Genomic DNA, 19,977 nt, shown 5'->3' with positions numbered 1-19,977 from the left:
ACGGATCACCAGCCCAGGACGGCGGCGGCGTACGCCGGATAGAAGACGAGGGCGGTGGAGACCGGGAGCGCCGCCAGGAGCGCGAGGGCGAGCGGGAGTCCCGCCGCGGGGAGCGCGTAGGTGAAGCGGACCTCCGCCGCCCGCGCCGCCTCGTGGACATGGAGCAGCGGGATGGCCAGCGCGACGACCGCGTACGTCGTCGCGGCGAGCAGACAGAGGAAGACATAGCCGGCCGACGGGCTCGTCAACTCGCCCACCAGGGCGATCGCGGAGAGCGCGACGGCGAGGAAGGCGAAGGGGAGCACGAGCCGGGCGGGCAGCGGCCGGGGGCCGCCGGTGTCCTTCGGCGTGACCTTGAACGTCACCGGGCGGGGGCGCAGCCGCTGCCCGACCGCGCCGAAGAGCCCCAGGATGACGAACGGCCATCGGGCCAGCGCGAACAGCCAGGTCTCCCAGCTGACCAGCGGCGCCGTACGGGGACGGAGCATTCCGCGGCGGCGCATCAGGAGCAGCGTCAGGAGCAGCCACACCGGCATGGTCCAGAAGTGCACCAGGAAGTCGAAGTAGTTGACGTTCATCCACGGCAGTCCGGTGAGCACGGCGATCGGCGGCAGCGTGAGCCCCGCGGTGATCATCAGGCCGAGCAGCGGGTAGTAGGCCAGGGCGTAGCCGAAGCGCAGCCGCAGCGCGAGCGGCAGCCGCCGCAGATGGCGCGGGAGCAGCCCGAGCAGCATCGTCGTCAGGCTCCGCGACCACTGGTATTCCTGCGTGATCATGTCGGCGAAGGTGAGCGGCCCGTCCCCGTGCGCCTCCGCGTCGATGGCGAACGCCCCGTGCCAGCCGGCCGAGTTGAGCAGATACGTGGTGGAGAAGTCCTCGGCGAGCTCAGGTCCCAGGCCCCCGATGTCCCGCAGCGCCCGGGTGCGTACGGCGTAGTGGGAGCCGATGCACATCGGGGCGAGGCCGTCGCTGTGGCCGAGCTGCACCGCGCCGTGCCAGACCGCCTCGCGGTGCAGCCGGCCGCGGGCCGCCCAGGAGTCCCGGCCGTTGGCGTCGCACATGCTGGGCGCGGCGACATAGCCGATGGCGGGGTCGTCGAAGGGACGGACCATCTCGGCGAGATAGGTCGGGGCGGGCACATGGTCGCAGTCGAGCTGGGCGACCACGTCGTAGCGCCGGTAGCCCCAATGGTCGTAGAAATAGGCGAGGTTGCCCTCCTTGCAGCGGGTGCGCCGGGGCCAGTCCGCGCGGTGGTACGGGGCCACTCCGCGGCGGCACGACATCCGCACCCGGTGGCTGCGGCACCAGCCGGTGATCTCCTCGGTGGGGTCCTCGTCGCACAGCCAGACGTCGTAGGGGTGCGGGAAGTCCTGCGCCAGCATCGCCTCCAGGGTGCGCCGGACGGTGGGCCACGGCTCGGACGGGGCGCGGGTCACGGCGAAGGCGACGGGCACCGCGGGGACCGGCAGCTCCGGGTTGATCCGGCGCAGCCGCAGGGCGGTGGCGAAGAAGTAGGCGGGAAGGCCGGTCAGATAGAGCAGCAGGGCGCTGTTGACGACAAGACCGGCCCAGCCGACCCGGTGCTCGGGCCGCAGCCACCAGATCCAGAACCAGAGGAAGCTCAGCGCCCAGCCCACGGCGATCGCCGTGAGGAGCGCCCGGTCGCGGCGGGGGAGCGCGGGCACGAAGGTCGTCGGCCGGACCGTACGGACCGGGAACGGATGACCGAAGACGGGGCCGCCCCCGGTGATCCGGACGACGTTGCCGTCCGAGAGGCGGGCGAGTTCGCGCTCCAGCTGGATCTGGTCCGCCGTTCTGATCCGGTTCGCCGACATCGGCTCGCTGTGCGTCATGGCGTGACGCTCCTGGAGGGCTCCGACGCTGTACGCTGACTGCGTACGTTTACGTCGTATATATACGACTTTGCACCTGATGTCCTCTGAGGTCAAGGGGGCCGGAGTCACGGAGGCGGCACAGATGCCGAAAGGGAGACCAGCGGACACGCCGAAGGGGAAAGAACCGAAGGGGAAAGCGCCGGAGCCGGCGGAGCCGCAGGGGCGGCGCGCCAGCGACCGGGGCCGTTACGGACGGCTGAGCAGGGAGAAGGTGCTCGCCACGGCGGTCGAGGTCGTCGACCGCGACGGACTCTCCGGCCTCAGCATGCGCAAGCTCGGCGCGGAGCTCGGCGTCGAGGCGATGGCCCTGTACCGGTACGCACGCAGCAAGAGCGCGCTCCTCGACGGCCTGGTCGAGGCGTTCTGCCTGGAGCTGGAGGCGGACCTCGCGGCGAAGTCCCGGGAGACCGACTGGCGGCGGGAGTTGCACCGCATCGCGCTCGCCACGCACCGGGTGGCCCTGCGCCACCCGAACGTGGTCCCGCTGCTCGCCACCCGGCTGCTCTCCACGCCGCTCGCCCGCCGCCCGGCGGCCGTCCTGCGCAGCGACGAGCGGGTCCTCGCGCTGCTGCACGACGCGGGCCTGAGCGACCGCCGCACGGTGCAGGTGCACCGGGCGTTCACGGCGTGGCTGCTCGGCTATCTCCTCGTCGAACTGCGGGCCATGGACGACGAGCCCGGCGAACCGGACCCCGCCTTCCGGCTCGGACTGCACCGCATGCCCGCCCAGGACTTCCCCCGGCTGCGGGCGACGGCCCTCTCCCTCGACGGGCGCGGCGGACCCCGGCAACTGGCCGCGGGGCTCGACGCGTTGCTCGGGTCATGACCCGTTGCGCACGGCGTCCAGATACTCCGCGATGGCATCCCTGTTGCGGGTCAGGCAGTTGACCCGCTCGGTCATCCGGTCGCGCTGCAGCTCCAGGGTGGCGATCATCTCCGGTGTCGCGTCCGGGAAGTAGATCGTCCGGGGCTTGTCGAGGCAGGGCAGGATCTGTCTGATGATGCGGGTGGGCAGCCCCGCGTCGAGCAGCCCCCGGATCTGCATGACCCGGTCCACGAAGCGGTCGTCGTACTCGCGATAGCCGTTCGCGGCACGCTCGGCCATGATCAGGCCCTGCTCCTCGTAGTAGCGCAGCAGCCGCCGGGGTGTACCGGTGCGCTCCGACAGTTCCCCGATCCGCATCCGACCGACCCCGCAGTCCCTCGCTCGATCTCTTGCCCGACTCCGCTTGACCTTCACATCGATGTGAGGGTTTGAGGATACCGGCATGAGCAACGAGAACAAGCTTCCGCTGGCCGCACTCCTGGCCCTGGCCACCGCCGTCTTCATCACCAGCCTCACCGAGAACCTGCCCGCCGGACTGCTGCCCGCGATGAGCGCGGACCTGGACGTCGGCGAGTCCGCGATGGGCCAGAGCGTCACCATCTACGCGATCGGCACCGCGCTCACCGCGATCCCGCTGACGGCGGCCACCGCGGGCTGGCGGCGCAAGCGGCTGCTGCTGACCGCCATGACGGGCTTCGCCCTCGCCAACACGGTCACGGCGGTCTCCGGCCACTACCCGCTGACCATGGTGGCCCGCTTCGTCGCGGGCGTCGCGGCAGGACTCGCCTGGGCGCTGCTCGCCGGGTACGCCCGCCGCCTGGCCCCCGTCCATCTGCGGGGCAAGGCGATCGCCGTCGCCATGGCCGGCATCCCGCTCGCCCTGTCGCTCGGCGTGCCCGCGGGGACCTTCCTCGGCGACGCGCTCGGCTGGCGGGTCGCGTTCCTCCTGATGACCGCCCTCACCGTCGTGCTGCTCGGCTGGATCACCGTCGCCGTCCCCGACCACCCCGGACAGCGGCGCGAGGGCCGCACCCCGGTCCTGCGCACCCTGCGCGTCCCCGGCGTCACCCCGGTCCTCGCCGTCACGCTGGTCTTCGTCCTCGCCCACACCGTCCTGTACACGTACATCGCCACGTTCCTCGACCACCTCGGCATGGGCGGCTCGACCGACCTCGTGCTCCTCGTCTTCGGCGCGGCCTCGCTGCTGAGCATCTGGATCGTCGGCGCCCACATCCACCGCAGGCTGCGTACGCTCACCATCGCCTCCGCGCTCCTGGTCGCCGTGGCGGCGGCGCTCCTCGCGGTACTCGCCGAAAGCCCCGCCCTGGTCTACGTGGCCGTCACGCTGTGGGGCCTGGGCTGGGGCGGCGCCCCCACGCTCCTGCAGACCGCGGCAGGGGACGCCGGGGGCGAGGCGGCGGACGCGGCGCAGGCCATGCTCGTCACCCTGTGGAACGCGGCGATGGCGGGCGGCGGAGTCGTCGGCGGCATCCTCCTCGGGCGGTTCGGCGCCGGGTCCTTCCCCTGGAGCGTCCTCGTGCTCCTCGTGCCGGTGCTCCTCATGGTGCTCGCCGCCCGGCGGCACGGTTTCCCCGCCCGGCGGCCGGAAGCGGGCCCCGATGCCGCACAGGCACCGGAACCCGACCCGAGCGCACCGGAGTTCACATCCGCTTCGCCCCGGCCCTGATCGCCTCCCGGATCCGGGTGTACGTACCGCAGCGGCAGATGTTGCGGATCTCGTCCAGGTCGTCGTCGCCGATCTCCCGTCCGGCGGCGGCGGCCTCCCGCACCTTGGCGACGGCGGCCATGATCTGCCCCGGCTGGCAGTAGCCGCACTGCGACACGTCAAGCTCCAGCCAGGCCTCCTGCATCGGGTGCAGCTCCTTGCCGACCGTGCCGGGCAGCCCCTCGATCGTGGTGACCTCGTCCTGAGGGCCGATCTTCGAGACCGGCACCGAACAGGGGTTGAACGCCTTGCCGTTGATGTGCGACGTACACGACTGGCAGACCCCGAGGCCGCAGCCGTACTTGGGCCCCGTCACGCCGAGCAGGTCGCGCAGGACCCAGAGCAGACGTACGTCGTCCTCGGCGTCGACGGTGATCCGCTCGCCGTTGAGCTTGAAGGTGTGGCTTGGCACGAAGGCCTCCTCAGTAGGCGCGGTCGAGACCGTCGGTGGGGGACTGCGGGGTCGACGGCTCGCGCGGCAGCGGTTCGAAGCTCAGCGTGCCGTGGTTGATCGGGAAGTCGGTCGGCATCGTCCCGGTGGCTCGCGCGTACGCGCAGGCGATCGCCGCGAACGCGGGCGCCACGCCCAACTCACCCGCTCCGGCGGGCCTTTCGCCGGTGCTCGGCATCACGACGACCTTGAGGTCGAGGGGTGTGTTCCACTGCCGGGTGTAGAAGTAGTTGTCCCAGCTGCCCTCCAGCGGGAGGCCGTCCTCGATGTGCAGGCTGGAGGTGAGCGCCATGGCGAGGGCGTCGTTCATGCCGCCCATCATCTGGGCCTCGAGGCCGCGCGGGTTGATGGCGAAGCCCGCGTCCACGACCATCAGCGCCTTGGTGACACGCGGGCCGGTGACACCGTCCCTGACCTTCCGGTTCACCGTCTCCGGACGGCAGTCGATCTCCACGAGCGCGGCGACCGCTCCCCGGTACTCGGCGTGCAGGGCGATGCCCTGCGCGATCCCGTCCGGCAGCGACTTGCCCCACTCGCCGACCTCAACCGCCTTGTCAAGCACGGCCCGCAGCCGCTTGTCCTTCAGGAACTCGCGGCGGAACTCCACGGGGTCCTTGCCGAGCTTGTCCGCCAGCCGGTCGACCACCAGCTCCCTGGCGCACGCCACGTTCGGCGAGTAGATGTTGCGCATGCTGCCCGTGTTGAACTTCAGCGGAATCTCGTTGAGCAGCTGGGTCGTGACCCCGAAGTTGTAGGGCGTGGACTGGGTCAGCTGGAAGATCGTCTCGGCGAAGGTCAGATTGCCCGCCACCGGAAGCTTCGCCGCCGTCGACGTGATCATCTCGCCCAGGCCGTGGCCGAAGTCCGTCTGCGAACTGGTGTGCCGCTGCTCGTAGCTGAGGACATTGCCGAGTCCGTACGTCGCGCGGACCCGCGAGACGCACATCGGATGCGTGCGCCCCTGCCGGAAGTTGTCCGTACGGGACCACGACAGCTTGACCGGCTTGCCCATCTTCTGCGAGATCTCGGCGGCCTCGGCCGCCACGTCGTGGAAGAGGTGGCGGCCGAACGAGCCGCCGCCCTCGACGACATGCACTTTCACCGCGTGCAGCGGAAGGCCCAGCTGCGCGGCGATCTCGCCCTGCGCGACGATCGGCGACTTGAGGCACGACCAGATCTCGGCGCGGTCCTCGCGCACGTCGGCGATCGCGTTGTCCGGCTCCAGCGGGCTGTTGCTGGCGAACGCGAAGGTGAACTCGGCGTCGACCTTCTTGGTGAGCAGCGGCGGCACGACCATCGGAAGCGCCGCCTTCTTGAGCTTGGCGAGGACGGTGGCGTCCGACTCCTTGTCGACCGTGCCGGGACCCCAGGTCACCTTCAGCGCCCGCAGCGCGTCGATGCACTGGCCGAACGTCTCGCCGCGCACCGCCACACCGTGCCGCACGGTCACGACGTCCGTGATGCCGGGCATGGCGCGTACCGCGTCCGCGTTCTCGACGGCGCGTACGGTGCCGTTGATCGTCGGCGGCCTGCGCACCATCGTCGGCTTGGCGTCCGGGACCCGCATGTCCATCCCGAACGTCTTGCGGCCGGTCACCGCGGCCAGCGCGTCGACGCGGTTCTGCGGGGTGCCGAGGACGGTGAACTCCGAGGGGTCCTTCAGCCGGGCCGAGGCCCGCACGACGCGGGTGCTGGCCGCCGCCTTCGCGAGCGATCCGTACGTCGCGCTCCTGCCTCCGTACGTGATGACCCCGTCCTTGGTCGTCAGCTTCGCCGCGTCGGCGCCCCACTGCTCGGCGGCCGTCGCGACGAGGCGCTGCCGGGCCACGGCCGCGGCGACGCGCACCGGGCGGTACATGCTGCGCATCGAGTTGGAACCGCCGGTCATCTGGTTCATGAGCAGCTCGGGGCGGGCGTCGGCGAGCGTGACCCTGACCTTGCCGATGGGCAGGTCCATCTCCTCGGCGATCATCATGGCGATCGCCGTGGTCATGCCCTGGCCCACCTCCGCCCGCGGCACCGCGAAGGACGCGGTGCCGTCGGCGTGCACCTGGACCGCGATCAGACCCGAGGTCGGCGCCGCCGCCAGGTTCTGCATGTCGCCGAGGTCGAAGATGTTCTCCGGCTGCGGCAGCGAGGGCACGGCGGCCTCGGCGCTCTCGCCGGTCGCGTCCACGCCGAACCGTACGCCCACGGCCAGCGTCGGCGCCGCGAGCAGATACGCGAGTACCTTGCGGCGACTGGAGCCCTCGGGCCTTCCGGTCTCCTCGGGCTCCTCCGGCCCCGCGTCCGGATGCGCCTCCGCACGCCGCTGAACTGCCATGTGTGCTCCTCCCGGGAACGAGAACGATCAGCCGGGGGAGCCTATGGCGCGGCGGTGCGAGGCGGGATGGCAGGGGCGGAAACTCTACAGGGCCGCCACAGGAATTGACCGGAAGTCAGTCGATGGGCGGCCCTGGAGTCGATCGTCTGTGCGACGGACCACAAATCTATGCGGCGGAGTACACGTCCTCCACGTATCGCCCCTGCGCGATCAGGCCGTCCAGCCACCGCCCGGAGTCCGCCTCGGTGGCCCCCGGCGTGCGGTCCCGGTGGAGCGTGCGGAAGGCGGCCCGTACGCCCGGTGCCATCCGGGAGCCGTCGCCGCACACATAGACGCGGGCCCCGGCGGAGAGCAGCTCCCACACCTCGTCGCCCTCGGCGGCGACGCGGTGCTGCACGAAGGCCGCCCCGTCGACCGGCGCTTCGCTGAACGCGGGCCGCAGCGACACCGCCCCCGCGGCCTCGGCGGCCCGCAGCTCGTCGGCGTGCAGGAAGTCGCCCTCCGGGTGGTCGCACCCGAAGTAGCAGAGCGCGGGCGGGAGTTGGCCGCCCGCGTCCACCAGCGCGGCACGGTCGGCGACGGCTCCGCGGAACGGCGCGAGACCCGTGCCCGCGGCGATCATGACGACCGGCGCCGCGTCCTCGTGGTCGATCCGGAACGCCTCGCGGCACGGCTGGACACGCGCGAGCACCGTGTCGCCCGGCCGCACCCCGACGAGATGCCCGGAGCCCGTCCCCCGGTACAGCTCGCCGCTGCCGGAGCGGGCCGGGGCCTGGAGCAGCGAGACCATCAGGTCGACGTGGCCCGGCCGCACGGCGGGCGAGGACGATACCGAGTAGTGGCGCGGGCGCATCGGCGTGAGCACATCGAGCAGCGTCGGCCAGTCCAGGGCGCCGCGCAGGGCCGGGTACGCCTCGGCCACTTCCAGCAGCGTGCGCCCATCGGCGTCGGCGTCGTCTCCGAGCGCGGCGAGCGCCGCCCGCTCCGGCGGGCACGGATTGGCCGCGGCGAGCGCGGCCAGCTGCCCCGCGCCCGGCCGATCCTGCAACTCGACGTGGTGGGAGAGGAGTTGGCGGACCGTCAGCGGGCGGTCCACGGCGATGCCGTCGCGCCGCGGGCGGCCCGCGCGGATGTCGAGGACCGCGTCCAGGTCCACGCCGAACGCGGCGGCGGCCCGCTCGACGAGCGCCGGGTCCTGCACCGGAAGGACGGTGAGGTGGTCGCCGGTGCGGTACGTGACGCCGTCGGGCAGCGCCAGCCGGACGAAGCGCTTGGTGCGGGGGTGGCCGGGCGCGGTCAGGTCGTGCGCCTGGGTGACGGTCATCGGGACGAGGCCGTGCCGCTCGGCGAGGGCGTCCAGCGGGCCGCCGGTCAGCTCTCGGACCTCGTACCCGTCCGGAGTCTGCGCCTGAGCCGCCGCCTCGGGGTCGCCGTACCGCTCCAGGAGCGCCGTGCGCAGCCGGGCCGTGAAATCGCGCACCGCGCCGCCGAGATCGCCCGAGGCGTCGGCCGCCGTGCGCTCCAGGAGCCGGTCGCCGCCCAGCTCGGCGAGCCGCTCGTCGAAGCGGGTCGGCACATGCTGATAGGTGGCGGCCCAGTTGCGGTCGCCCACGCCGAGGACCGCGTATGTCACATGCTCGGCGGCGGCCGAGGGCGCGCCGTCCAGCCAGGCGGCGAAGGCCGCGGCGTCGTCCGTGGGGCGGCCGTTGTACGAGGCGGCGGTGATCACGACCGCGCGGTCGGCCGGCAGCCCGCCCGCGTACGCGTCCAGGGCCGCCACCTCCGTCTCGCAGCCCACCGCCGCCGCCTCCTCGGCGAGCCGGGCGGCGAAGTCGCGGCAGGTCCCGTAGTTGCTGCCGTGCAGGAACAGCGCGCGCGTTCCGGCGCGGACCCGTCCGGGCAGCGCCGCCGCCTCGGTCGTTGCGGCCGAGGAGCGGGCGGCCGGCGCGCCGGGCAGCTCGCCGTGCACCCGGTCGGCGGCGGTGCGGGGCGTCAGGGTGAGCGTGAAGCCCTCCGGCTTGAGGGTGAGCGTCTCCTTGACGGTGAGCCGGTAGTCGGCGTGGTCGTGCAGCCGGTAGCGGTGCACCAGCATGGCGAGCAGCATCGTCGCCTCGTGCAGCGCGAACTGCCGCCCGATACAGGCGCGTTCACCCGTGCCGAACGGCTTGAACGCGTGCGGGGAGCGGGCCGCCTCCGCTTCCGGGGTGAAGCGGGACGGGTCGAACAGCTCGGGGTTGTCGCCCCACACCGGCTGCCGGTGCAGCATCGGCGTCAGGATCGTCACGCCCTGCCCCGCGCGCAGCGGGATACGGCCGCCGAGCAGGGTGTCCTCGCGGGCGTGGCGGCCGAACGCGGCGGCCGTCGGCCAAAGGCGCAGGGCCTCGTTGAGCACCTGGCGGGTGTACGTGAGCCGACCGACCTCGTCGAACGTCGGCTCGGGGTCGGCGGCGTCGCCCCACAGGCCGTCCACCTCGCGGCGCACGAGATCGAGCACGGCCGGGTGCTTGGCCAGGTAGTACAGGGCGAAGGACATCGCGCCGGACGTCGTCTCGTGCCCCGCGATCAGGAACGTGATCACCTGGTTGCGGATGTTGGCGGTGCTCAGCCGCCCGCCGTCGCCGGGGTGCCGGGCGGTGAGCATCAGGCCCAGCAGGTCCTCGGCGGACTCCGCGCCACCGCCGGGAGCGTCGGCCCGCGCGGTGATGACCTCGTCGACGACCTCCGCCAGATAGTCGGCGTCCGCCCGGAACGCCGCGTCCGCCGCCGAGTGGTCACTGCCCGGCGTACGGCTCAGGCGCGTCATGCTCCACTCCAGGCAGCGCACCATGGAGTCGATGAAGGGGTGCGGCTCCGCCCGCCCGAAAGACCCGAAGTCATAGCCGAACCCGGCCAGGCCGATGGTGTCCAGCGTCATCCGCGTCATGTCGCCCGGCACGTCGACGGGGTGCCCGTCGCGCGCGCCACGGTCCCACGACTCGATGAGCCGGTGGGCGACGCGCAGCATGACCGGGTGGTAGGTGCGCATCGAGCCGAGCGCGAACGCGGGCATCAGGATGTCGTGCGCGCGGGCCCAGTCCGGTTCGTCGTTGTACGCAGTGAAGAGCCCGTCCGCGGTGAACTCGCGGACGTTCTCCAGGGCGGGGCCCACATGCTTGGCGAACCGCCGCTCGTCGGCCAGCTCGGTCACCAGGTCCAGATCGCTGACGAACAGCGCGTCCCGGCCGTGCAGCCGCCGCCGCAGCACGGGACCGTGCAGCCGGGTCAGCTCCATGGCCTGCTGCAGCGGGGCGGGACCGGGGCCGGTCGCGGAGACGTCGATCAGCGGGAGGCCGTCGAGGGTGTCGACCACGTGCCCGGAGCCGGAAGGCCCGGTCAGGGGTGCGGTGGGGGCGGAAGTGGAGGGCATGGCGCGACAACTGCCTTTCGCCGTACGGAGGTCACTGCTCCCCAGCTTGATCGTCCTGACCCGCGGGTCAGGACCGCTCCACTACATGATTGTGTAGTGCCGGACGCCGCCGCGCACTTGACGGCCCACCCGTCGATCTTCCTCGCCCGGAAGGAGCCGCGCATGGACTCCGTGCTCTGGCGCAACCGCGCCATGACCCTCTTCGACCGCATCCCGATGCCGGTCGCCGTGTGCGACGCGGGCGGGGCGATCATCCTGGCCAACCCGGCGATGGCCGCCGAGTGGGGCACGTCCCCCGGCGCCCTGCGCGGACGCAACGCACTGGAGCTGTTCCGTCCCGACGAGAAGACCCAGGTGCTGCGGATCGTCGAGGCGGTGCGGCTCGGCCGCCGGTCCCGGTACCCGGTCGCGGTGCGCTGGGCGGCCGCCGACGGGGCGCGCCGCCACGGAGAGCTGACGGCGGAGCCGGTGAGCGACACCCCAGACGAGACGCCGGGCCTCCTCGTCATGCTCCGTGTGCTCGGGGAGACGGCGGCCCCCGCGCCCGCCCCGGAAGCGGCGGCCACCCCCGCCGAGGCCCGCATCCTGGCCCTGCTCGCCGCGGGCGCCACCACGGAGCGGACCGCGCGCGAGACCGGCCTGACCCGCGACGGCGTGACCTACCACCTGCGCCGCCTGACCGGCCGCTGGGGCGCCGCCAACCGGACCGAACTCGTCGCGCGCGCCTACGCGTTGGGGGTCCTAGCCCCCGGCGTGTGGCCGCCCGCGCCGGCGCCCTGAGGGCCCCGGGTCCCGACCCCCGGGGGCCTTTGGTCCCGGGCCCGTGTCAACCGATCGGATGACCCTCCCGTCCGCCGTCGAGAGCGCCGAACGCGGCCCCTAGGCCGACCGGTCGGGGCCGGTTCCGGGCCCAGGATTGATGTCAGAGCGGGAACGCAGAAGCTTCCCGAGCTTCCCCCGGTCACAGGCTTTCCGAGCTTCCCCCGGTCTGATTCGAAGGAGCACACCATGAAGAAGATGTCCCTGCGTACCCGCGTCCTCACCGGCACCGTTGCCGCCGCCGCCCTCTCCGCCGGCACCTTCGGCGCCGTCTCCGCCAACGCCGCCACGCCGGCCGCCCCGGCCGCCGCCAAGGCCGACGCCGCCAACAAGAACGTCATGCAGACCAACCACCTCACCATCGAGGCCGCCACCGAGGCCGCGCAGGCGACCCTGGACGCCGCCGAGAAGGAGAACCAGCGGGTCTCCGTCGCGGTCGTCGACCGCAACGGCAACACGATCCTTACGCTCCGTGGCGATGGCGCCGGCCCGCAGTCCTACGAGGCGGCCGAGAAGAAGGCCTTCACCGCCGTCTCCTGGAACGCGCCGACCTCCGAGCTGGCCAAGCGCCTCGACAAGGCCCCGACGCTGAAGGACATCCCCGGCACCCTCTTCCTCGCGGGCGGCGCCCCCGTCGCCGCGAAGGGCGCCCCGATCGCGGGCATCGGTGTCGCCGGTGCGCCCTCCGGCGACCTGGACGAGAAGTTCGCCCAGGCCGGCGTGGCCACCCTCGCCAAGTAACGGCCCCCCGACCCCGGCGGCACCCGACCCCCCGTACGGGTGCCGCCGGTCTCTTCGTACCTACGCCCAGCACCACGCCCAGCACCACGCCTAGTACCCACGTCGCACAGGCCACTGGAGGACCGAGATGGACGACCGGAACCGCCGACTCCTGGAGGCGGCCCGCAGCGGGGACGCCGCCGAGGTGCGCGCCGCCCTGGACGCGGGGGCCTCGGTGGAGGCCCGCGACGACGAACTGCGCTCACCGCTGCTGCTCGCCTCGCTCGGCAGTCATGTCGAGGCCGCCCGCGTCCTGGTCGCCGCCGGCGCGGACCCGGACGCCCAGGACCGCCGCAGCGACAGCGCCTGGCTGGTCACCGGCGTAACCGGCAGCGTCCCGATGATGCGGGCCCTGCTGCCCGCGCACCCGGACCTGACCCTGCGCAACCGCTTCGGCGGCGTATCGGTCATCCCGGCGAGCGAGCGCGGCCACGTCGCGTACGTCCGCGCGGTGCTCCGGGAGACGGACATCGACGTGAACCACGTGAACGACCTCGGCTGGACGGCCCTCCTGGAGGCCGTGATCCTCGGCGACGGCGGACTGCCGCACCAGGAGATCGTCGAGCTGCTGATCACGGCGGGCGCCCGCCCCGACCTCGCGGACGCGGACGGCGTCACACCGCTGGCCCACGCCGAGCGGCGCGGCTTCGACTCCATCGCGGCGCTGCTGCGGGCCGTCTCTTGAAGGCGGGCCTGCTCGGGGCGGTCGCCGTGGTCCTGCTCGTCACCGGCTGCTCCGCGGCCGGTGCGGCCGGCTCCGGGGCCCCCGCGCCCCGGACCGCGAGCGTCACCCCAACCGCCCCCGCGCCCGAGCGCACCCCGGACGGCACCCTCCTGGTCGCGGACTTCGACAGCGACACCGTGACCTTCGTGGACCCCGAGCGCGGGCCCATCGACTCCGTGAAGGTGGGCACCGCGCCGTACGGCCTGGTCGTCGGCGACGACGGCAGGGCCTGGGTGGCGACCGCCGAGGGCGTCGCCGTCGTGGACACCGCGGCGCGCGAGCGGCTCGACCGGATCCCGTACGCCACCAAGACCGGGCCCGTCACCACGGGCGAGTACCGGGGCGGCGGCATGGGCATCGCGATCGCACCCGACGGCGACCACGTGTACGTCGGCGTCAACGTCCCCGACACGAACGGCGTCCTGGAGGTCGTCGACACGAAGAAGCGCGAGGTCACGGACACGGTCCCGGTCGGCCGCCGCCCGTTCGACGTCGACGTGTCCCGCGACGGCGACGAGGTGTACGCCACCGGCCACGACTCCTACGACGTGACCGCCGTCCGCGCGGACACCCTCGACCCGCGCCGCCTTGAGGTCGCCCCCTACGGCACCGAAGGCGGCCTCGGCTCCTGGCTCAAGCCGCACTACGCCGTCGTACGCGAGGACGGAAAGCTGGCGCTGCCCTTCGAGGGCGAACGCCTGGCTGTGCTCGACCCGCGCACCGGCGACGTCGACATCCAGCGGATGACGGCCGACACCCACCAGCACGGTGCCACCCTCACCCCCGACGGCACCCTGCTCGTGGTCGGCACGGGCCCGATCAACGCCTCCGACGACGACCCGTCGCTCACGATCCGCGAGCCCGGCGGCAAGGAACGGGTCGTCCCGCTCGACGGACCGCACGAGGACGTGGTCGTCTCCGAGGACGGCGACACGGCGTACGTCACCGGAGGCTTCACCCGTGAGGGCTCCTGGGACGGCATCACGGTCGTCGACCTGGACAGCGGCGACACCCGCCGGCTGCCGGCGGGGGTGCGTCCGCTGGGCATCGCGGTGCTGTGAGCCCTCGGCGCCACCGGCGGCGCCCGGTCAGTCGTCGGCCGTCAGGGAAGGGTCCCGGAGGATGTCGTCCACGGTCATGGCCGTGCCGCGTTCGTACGCCGCGTCGAAGCGGGCCCCGTCCAGGACGGCCCTGGCGCGGGACTCGATGCGGGTCACGTCGTCCCGCTCCCCCTGGGGCAGCGGTGCGCCGACCGAGTTCCGGGCCGCCGCCGCGGCGCCGAGCAGCAGCGCGGCGCGCTCCGCCCGGCCCGCAAGGGCACGTGCCCCCGCCAGCCCTTCGAGGGCCAGGGCCAGCGGCCGCGCGCCCGTGCCGCGCGCCGCGGCCAGGCCGTCGAGCTGGAGCTTCAGGGCGCTGGCAGCGTCGCCGCGCAGTTCGGCGGCGAAGCCGAGTTCGGCGAGGATCAGCGCGGGTGCCTTCGGCTCGTACCCCATCTCCCGGTGGATCTCCAGGACGTGCCGCATATGGGCCTCGGCGGCGTCCAGGTCGCCCTCGCGGCGCGCTCCCATGCCGAGCCCGATCTCCGCGTACTGCTCACCGAACTTGTCGGACTGCGCGACCGCGAGCCGCCTGGCCCGCTCGTGGAACTCCCGCGCCCGCGGATAGGCGCGGTCGAGCAGCGCCAGCCGGCCGAGCCCCGCGAGCTGGAAGGACACCTCGGGCCACAGCTCCAGGTCCTCCGCCATGCGCAGCCCCTCGCGGCGCAGCCGTGCGGCCCGGTCGTAGTCGCCCGTCATCTGGGCGACGGCCTGCAGCTGCACCATCGCCCGCAACTGACCCCACTGGTCGCCCAGTTCGCGGAAGAGTTCCAGGCTGGTGTCGGCATGGCGCCGCAACGCGCCGAAATCTCCGCGCAGTTGGGCGTGGAAGGCCTGGCTCGCGAGGGCGGCTGCGGTGCCCCACCGGTCGCCGAGCGAGCGGAACGTGGTGAGCGCGGACTCGATGAGCCGCCGGCTCGGCGCGGGGTCGCCGATGCCGTACGGGTTGGACGCCAGGAACCACTGCGCGTACGCCCTGCCCCGCGGGTCGTCGACGTCCTCGTACGGCCGCAGCGCGTCGCGGTACTCACCGGCGGCGTCGGAGCTGCCGCCGAGCAGCAGCCGGAAGCCGCCGAGCCAGCCCGACGCCTTCGCGACCAGCGCGGCCGGGGCGTCGGCGGCGGCCGACAGGGCCTGTGTGAGGGAGCGCTGGGCCTCGCCGTTGCGGCCCCGCAGATACCAGTACCAGGCCATGGCGTTGACCAGGCGCAACGCGCACTCGGTGTCCCGGGCGCGCAGGGCGCTCTCCAGGGCGGAGCGCAGATTCGCGTTCTCGGCGTCGAGGAGGCGCAGCCACTGCCGCTGTCCCGGCCCGCGCAGCTGCGGCTCCGCCCGCTCGGCCAGCTTCGTGTAGTAGCGGCGGTGGCCGCGCTGCAGCGCCGCCGACTCGCCTGATCGCACGAGCTGTTCGGACGCGTACGCGGCGACCGACTCCAGCATCCGGTAGCGCGGGCCCTGCGCCGGGGACGCGCCGTCCGTCATCACGAGCAGCGAACCGTCCACGAGCCGGGCCAGCAGATCGAGCACCTCCGCGCGGTCCACGCCGTCACCGGCGCACAGCTCCTCCGCCGCGTCGAGCGTGCTGCCGTCCGCGTGCACGGCGAGGCGCCGCAGCACCGTCCGCTCCCGCTCGCCGAGCAGCTCCCAGCTCCAGTCGATCACGGCCCGCAGGGTGCGCTGACGGGCCGGGGCGTCGCGCGGGCCCACCGCGAGGAGGTGGAAGCGGTCGTCGAGCCGGGCGTCCAACTCGTGTACGCCGAGGGCCCGCACGCGGGTCGCCGCCATCTCCAGGGCCAGCGGGATGCCGTCCAGACGGCGGCAGATCGACACCACCGCGGCGAGGGTGTCCTCGTCGAGCGTGAAGCGCGGCGCGGCGGCCCTGGCGCGGGCGACGAACAGCTCGACCGCGCTGAACTCCCGTACGTCCGCCGCGCTCAGACCGGTGGCCGACTCCGGCCGCCGCAGCGGGGGCACCTCTTCGAGGTGTTCGCCGGTGATGCCGAGCGGCACCTGGCTGGTGGCCAGGATGCGCAGGGCCGGGGCCGCCTTCAGGAGCTGCCCCGCGAGTTCCGCCGCGGGACCGGCGACGTGCTCGCAGTTGTCGAGGAGCAGCAGGGCGGGCCGGTCTCCCAGGGCGTGGGCGACGCGCGCGGCCGGCGTCGGCTGCTCGTCGCCGGGGTGCGAGGTGTCGTCCCGCAGGCCGAGCGCACCGCCGACGGCCTCGTCCACGCCGGTCGACGCGGATCCGGTCGACGCCGGTTCGAGCGCGGCGAGTTCCGCGAGGTGGATGCCGCCGGGGAAGGTGTCGTCGAGCCCTCTGGCGGTGGCGAGCGCGAGCTGCGTCTTGCCGACGCCGCCGGGCCCGGTGAGGGTCACCAGGCGGTGCGAGGCGAGCAGGGAGCGCAGTTCCCGCACGGCCCCGGCCCGGCCGATCAGCTCGGTCAGCGCCGCCGGCAGATTGCCCGGCGGGCGGGCCGCGGAGGTGGCCGGGGCGGGCGGGGCGGCCAGGGCGGGGTCCTGGGCGAGGATCGAGCGGTGCAGGGCGGTCAGTTCGGGACCGGGGTCGACGCCCAGGTCCTCGGCGAGCCGTGTGCGCAGGTCGGTGTAGCCGCGCAGCGCCTCGTCCTGCCGGCCGGCCAGGTACAGCGCCCGCAGATGCGCGGCGCGCAGCCGCTCCCGCAGCGGGTGCAGGGCCACGAGGTCGGTCAACTCATCGGCGACCAGGGCGTGTTCGCCGAGGTCCAGGCGGGCGGCGGCCTGTTCCTCGAGCGCGCTCAGACGCTGCTCGTCGAGACCGGTGGCCGCGGCGCGCACGAACTCCTCGTCGGCGAAGTCGGCGAACGCGGGGCCGCGCCAGAGGGCGAGCGCGTCCGCCAACAGGGCGGCCCGTGACCGGGGTTCGGCGGCGGCCCGCGCGCGGCCGAGGAGTTCCTGGAACCGGTCGGCGTCGACCGCTTCGGCGCCGGACCGCAGTTCGTACCCGGCCGCGCGCGACACGACAAGATCCCGCGCGCCGGGCTCGGCGGTCTCCAGGGCGCGCCGCAGCTGCCACACCTTCGTCTGGAGCGCGGCCTGCGGATTGTTCGGCGGCTTGTCGCCCCACAAGTCCTCGACGAGCCGGTCGGCGGAGACCGGGCGGCCCCGGTGGGCGAGGAGATGCGCGAGCAGGGCACGGACCTTCAGCTCGGGGACCCTGACCTCCGCCCCGTCGGCCGTCCACACTCCCAGCGGCCCCAGCACCCCCCAACGCATGTGATCAGGCTATCCGACGCCCGCCGACGCTCCCGTCGGGGCCGGGAGAGCGCCGAGACCACGGAGGCCGGGAGAGCGCCGAGACCACGGAGGCCGGGAGAGCGCCGAGACCACGGAGGCCGGGAGAGCGCCGAGAGAGGGCCGAGAGCGGACCGAGAGCGGGTGCGCGCACCGTAAGGGTCCGACGGAGCCGGGCCCGGGAGGGAAACGCACATGACTGACCGCAGACTGAACGTCGCCGTTCTCATCGGCAGTACCCGCAGCGGCCGCTTCGGGCCCGTGCCCGCCCGGTGGATCGCCGCCGAGGCGGCCGCTCGGGACGACTTCGACGTCGACGTGATCGACCTGGCCCAGGTGTGGCTTCCCGACGTGCTCACCCAGAGCCTCGCGGGCCCGCTGCCACCGGCCGTGCTCGACCTCGCGCCCTGGCTGGCCAGGGCGGACGCCTTCGTGGTCGTGACGCCGGAGTACAACCACAGCGTCCCGGCCTCCCTGAAGAACGCCGTCGACTGGTACGTGGAGGAGTGGAAGGCCAAGCCGGTCGCGTTCGTCTCCTACGGCGGCATCGCCGGCGGACTGCGCGCCGTGGCGCATCTGCGCGAGATCTTCCCCGCCCTGCACGCCGTCACCGTCCGCGACAGCGTCTGCTTCCCCGACTGCCGGGACCAGTTCGACGACGCGGGCCGCCCCAGGGACCCCGAGGGCTGCGCGGCAGCGGCCAAGACCATGCTCGACCAACTCGCCTGGTGGGGCCATGTGTTGCGGGACGCCCGAGCCCAGCTGCCGTATCCGGGCTAGCCACCCCCGGCACACCGCCTGACCGATCGCAAGGAAGGAAGAAGAAACCCATGTCATCGAAGACCGCCGAGGTGCCCGCCCGGAAGGCCGGGGCACGGGAGTGGCTGGGGCTCGCCGTGCTCGCCCTGCCCACCCTGCTGATCTCCCTCGACCAGAGCGTCCTGTACCTGGCGCTGCCCCACCTCGCCGACGCGCTGCACCCCACCGGCACCCAGACCTTGTGGATCATGGACATCTACGGGTTCCTGATCGCGGGCTTCCTCATCACGATGGGCACGCTGGGCGACCGGGTCGGCCGCCGCAAGCTGCTCCTGATCGGTGCCGTGGCCGTGGGCCTCACCTCGGTGGCGGCCGCGTACTCCACCAGTGTCGAGGCGCTGATCGTCACCCGCGCGCTGCTCGGTGTGGCCGCCGCGACGCTGATGCCGTCCACGCTCGCCCTCATCAGCAACATGTTCCAGGACCCGTACCAGCGGGGCCGCGCCATCGCGGTCTGGGCCAGCTGCTTCATGGGCGGCACGGCGCTCGGCCCCGTCGTGGGCGGTGTGCTCCTCGAGTACTTCTGGTGGGGTTCGGTGTTCCTGCTCGGCGTGCCCGTGATGGCGCTGCTGCTGATCCTCGCGCCGGTGGTGCTGCCGGAGTACAAGGACCCGGACGCGGGCCGGATCGACCTGCTCAGCGTCCTGCTTTCGCTGGTGTCGATCCTGTCGGTCATCTACGGGCTCAAGGAGCTCGCGCGCTACGGCGTGGAGCCGCTGCCCGTCGCCGCGGTCGTCCTCGGCCTGGCCGTCGGCGCGGTGTTCGTGAAGCGGCAGGGCGGCCTGGAGCATCCGCTGCTCGACCTGAAGCTGTTCCGGGTGGGCGCGTTCACCGCCGCGCTGCTGATCCTGATGGTGTCGATGCTCGGCACCGGCGGCGGCTACCTGTTCATCACCGGCTTCCTGCAGATGGTGGAGGGCATGTCGCCGATGGAGGCGGGGCTGTGGATGGTGCCCTCGGCCGTCGCGTCGATCGTCGCCGCCCAGGTGGCGCCGGTCCTGGCCAAGCGCTTCCAGCTGGGCACCGTGATCGGGGCGTCGCTGCTGATCGGTATGACGGGGTACGCGATGCTGGTCTTCGTCGATCCGGTCGGCGGGCTGCCGCTGCTCCTCGCCGGGTTCGTGATCATCTTCATCGGTGTCGGTACGTTCGGTGCGCTCGGCACCGGCATGGTCGTCGGCTCCGTTCCGCCCGAGCGCGGCGGTTCCGCGGCGGCGCTCTCCTCGATCAGCGGTGACCTCGGCACCGCGCTCGGCGTCGCCACGCTCGGCAGCCTCGGCACCGCCGTCTACCGTGACTCGGTCGAGCCTCCCGCCGGCACTCCGGCCGAAGCCGCCGACGCCGCGGGGGCGAGCATGGAGGGCGCCGTCACCGCCGCCCGCGAGCTGCCCGCCGAGACGGCGCAGGCCCTGCTGTCCGCGGCGAAGGAGGCCTACACCAGCGGCCTGAACACGATCGGCGTCGCCTGCGCCGTCATCACGGCGGTCAGCGCGGCCATCTCCCTCACCATGCTGCGCCGCCGGGGCGGAAAGCAGCCCGAGGAGGCGGCGGGGGAGCCCGAGAAGGCCGAGAGCTCTCTCGCGGCCGGCTGAGGGACGGTACGCGGGCATCCCGGCCGGTCGGCCGCCGAGTGGATCGGCGGCCGGCCGGCTGTACCCGTTCTGTGACGGGAGGAGCGGCCGTCGGGAGCGCGTGCGCGCCCAGGGCCTGTCCGGCGTCGTCCATCGCCATCGCTCCGCGATGCCTCGATCCTCCGCCTTGCGGCTGCACGCACCAGACCACCGCTCACCGGCACAGACAGAGCATCGCCCACAGGCGTCGGCAGATCCGCCGGACAGGCC

General features: G+C 73.3%; 14 protein-coding genes. 8 read left to right on the top strand and 6 right to left on the bottom strand.

Annotated elements, in window-relative coordinates; all coding sequences use genetic code 11:
- Positions 1-5 precede the first annotated feature (5 nt).
- Positions 6-1,853 carry a glycosyltransferase family 2 protein gene (locus tag ACIBKX_RS34570; protein ID WP_399376875.1) on the bottom strand — a complete coding sequence of 616 codons (1,848 nt, stop codon included), beginning with the start codon at positions 1,851-1,853 and terminating at the stop codon, positions 6-8.
- Between the two features lie 79 nt (positions 1,854-1,932).
- Between ACIBKX_RS34570 and ACIBKX_RS34565 the strand changes: the two genes are divergently transcribed.
- Positions 1,933-2,721, top strand: coding sequence for a TetR/AcrR family transcriptional regulator C-terminal domain-containing protein (locus ACIBKX_RS34565; RefSeq protein WP_363274533.1), 789 nt, complete (start codon positions 1,933-1,935; stop codon positions 2,719-2,721).
- On the opposite strand, the gene ACIBKX_RS34560 is transcribed toward ACIBKX_RS34565, so the two are convergent.
- Positions 2,716-3,078, bottom strand: coding sequence for a MerR family transcriptional regulator (locus ACIBKX_RS34560; protein WP_363274531.1), 363 nt, complete (start codon positions 3,076-3,078; stop codon positions 2,716-2,718). The genes ACIBKX_RS34565 and ACIBKX_RS34560 overlap by 6 nt on opposite strands.
- Before the next feature lie 85 nt (positions 3,079-3,163).
- Here ACIBKX_RS34560 and ACIBKX_RS34555 point away from each other — a divergent pair, with 85 nt between their 5' ends.
- Entirely contained in the window at positions 3,164-4,408 is a 1,245-nt protein-coding gene (locus ACIBKX_RS34555; protein WP_363274530.1) for an MFS transporter, read from the top strand.
- Here the strand turns inward: ACIBKX_RS34555 and ACIBKX_RS34550 are convergent.
- The 3 genes from ACIBKX_RS34550 to ACIBKX_RS34540 form a co-directional block, all read right to left on the bottom strand.
- Positions 4,383-4,859, bottom strand: coding sequence for a (2Fe-2S)-binding protein (locus ACIBKX_RS34550; protein ID WP_363274529.1), 477 nt, complete (start codon positions 4,857-4,859; stop codon positions 4,383-4,385). The two genes, ACIBKX_RS34555 and ACIBKX_RS34550, sit on opposite strands and share 26 nt — an antisense overlap.
- Positions 4,860-4,869: 10 nt before the next feature.
- Positions 4,870-7,221 carry a molybdopterin cofactor-binding domain-containing protein gene (locus ACIBKX_RS34545; RefSeq protein ID WP_363274528.1) on the bottom strand — a complete coding sequence of 784 codons (2,352 nt, stop codon included), beginning with the start codon at positions 7,219-7,221 and terminating at the stop codon, positions 4,870-4,872.
- A 166-nt stretch (positions 7,222-7,387) separates the two neighbouring features.
- A complete protein-coding gene (locus ACIBKX_RS34540) occupies positions 7,388-10,627 on the bottom strand; it encodes a cytochrome P450 (protein WP_363274527.1) in 3,240 nt (1,079 codons plus the stop codon).
- Between the two features lie 162 nt (positions 10,628-10,789).
- On the opposite strand from ACIBKX_RS34540, the gene ACIBKX_RS34535 reads away from it, so the two are divergent.
- The 4 genes from ACIBKX_RS34535 (at position 10,790) to ACIBKX_RS34520 (ending at position 14,011) form a co-directional block, all read left to right on the top strand.
- Positions 10,790-11,407, top strand: a complete 618-nt coding sequence (locus tag ACIBKX_RS34535; RefSeq protein WP_363274570.1) for a PAS domain-containing protein — start codon at positions 10,790-10,792, stop codon at positions 11,405-11,407.
- A gap of 228 nt (positions 11,408-11,635) precedes the next feature.
- Positions 11,636-12,187, top strand: coding sequence for a heme-binding protein (locus tag ACIBKX_RS34530; protein ID WP_363274526.1), 552 nt, complete (start codon positions 11,636-11,638; stop codon positions 12,185-12,187).
- A 127-nt stretch (positions 12,188-12,314) separates the two neighbouring features.
- Positions 12,315-12,911 (top strand): ankyrin repeat domain-containing protein, encoded by a 597-nt coding sequence (locus ACIBKX_RS34525; protein WP_363274525.1) that lies wholly within the window; start codon positions 12,315-12,317, stop codon positions 12,909-12,911.
- On the top strand, positions 12,908-14,011 hold the full coding sequence (locus ACIBKX_RS34520) for a hypothetical protein (protein ID WP_363274524.1): 1,104 nt from the start codon (positions 12,908-12,910) through the stop codon (positions 14,009-14,011). The genes ACIBKX_RS34525 and ACIBKX_RS34520 overlap by 4 nt, the downstream gene beginning before the upstream one ends.
- Before the next feature lie 27 nt (positions 14,012-14,038).
- On the opposite strand, the gene ACIBKX_RS34515 is transcribed toward ACIBKX_RS34520, so the two are convergent.
- On the bottom strand, positions 14,039-17,299 hold the full coding sequence (locus tag ACIBKX_RS34515) for a BTAD domain-containing putative transcriptional regulator (RefSeq protein WP_363274523.1): 3,261 nt from the start codon (positions 17,297-17,299) through the stop codon (positions 14,039-14,041).
- 213 nt (positions 17,300-17,512) lie between these two features.
- Between ACIBKX_RS34515 and ACIBKX_RS34510 the strand changes: the two genes are divergently transcribed.
- A complete protein-coding gene (locus ACIBKX_RS34510) occupies positions 17,513-18,097 on the top strand; it encodes an NAD(P)H-dependent oxidoreductase (RefSeq protein ID WP_363274522.1) in 585 nt (194 codons plus the stop codon).
- A gap of 50 nt (positions 18,098-18,147) precedes the next feature.
- On the top strand, positions 18,148-19,728 hold the full coding sequence (locus ACIBKX_RS34505) for an MFS transporter (RefSeq protein WP_363274521.1): 1,581 nt from the start codon (positions 18,148-18,150) through the stop codon (positions 19,726-19,728).
- Positions 19,729-19,977: the final 249 nt, after the last annotated feature.

The sequence above is a fragment of the Streptomyces sp. NPDC050658 genome (assembly GCF_044457025.1).
Classification (GTDB): Bacteria; Actinomycetota; Actinomycetes; order Streptomycetales; family Streptomycetaceae; genus Streptomyces.
This window is presented reverse-complemented; position numbering and strand designations above follow the sequence as displayed.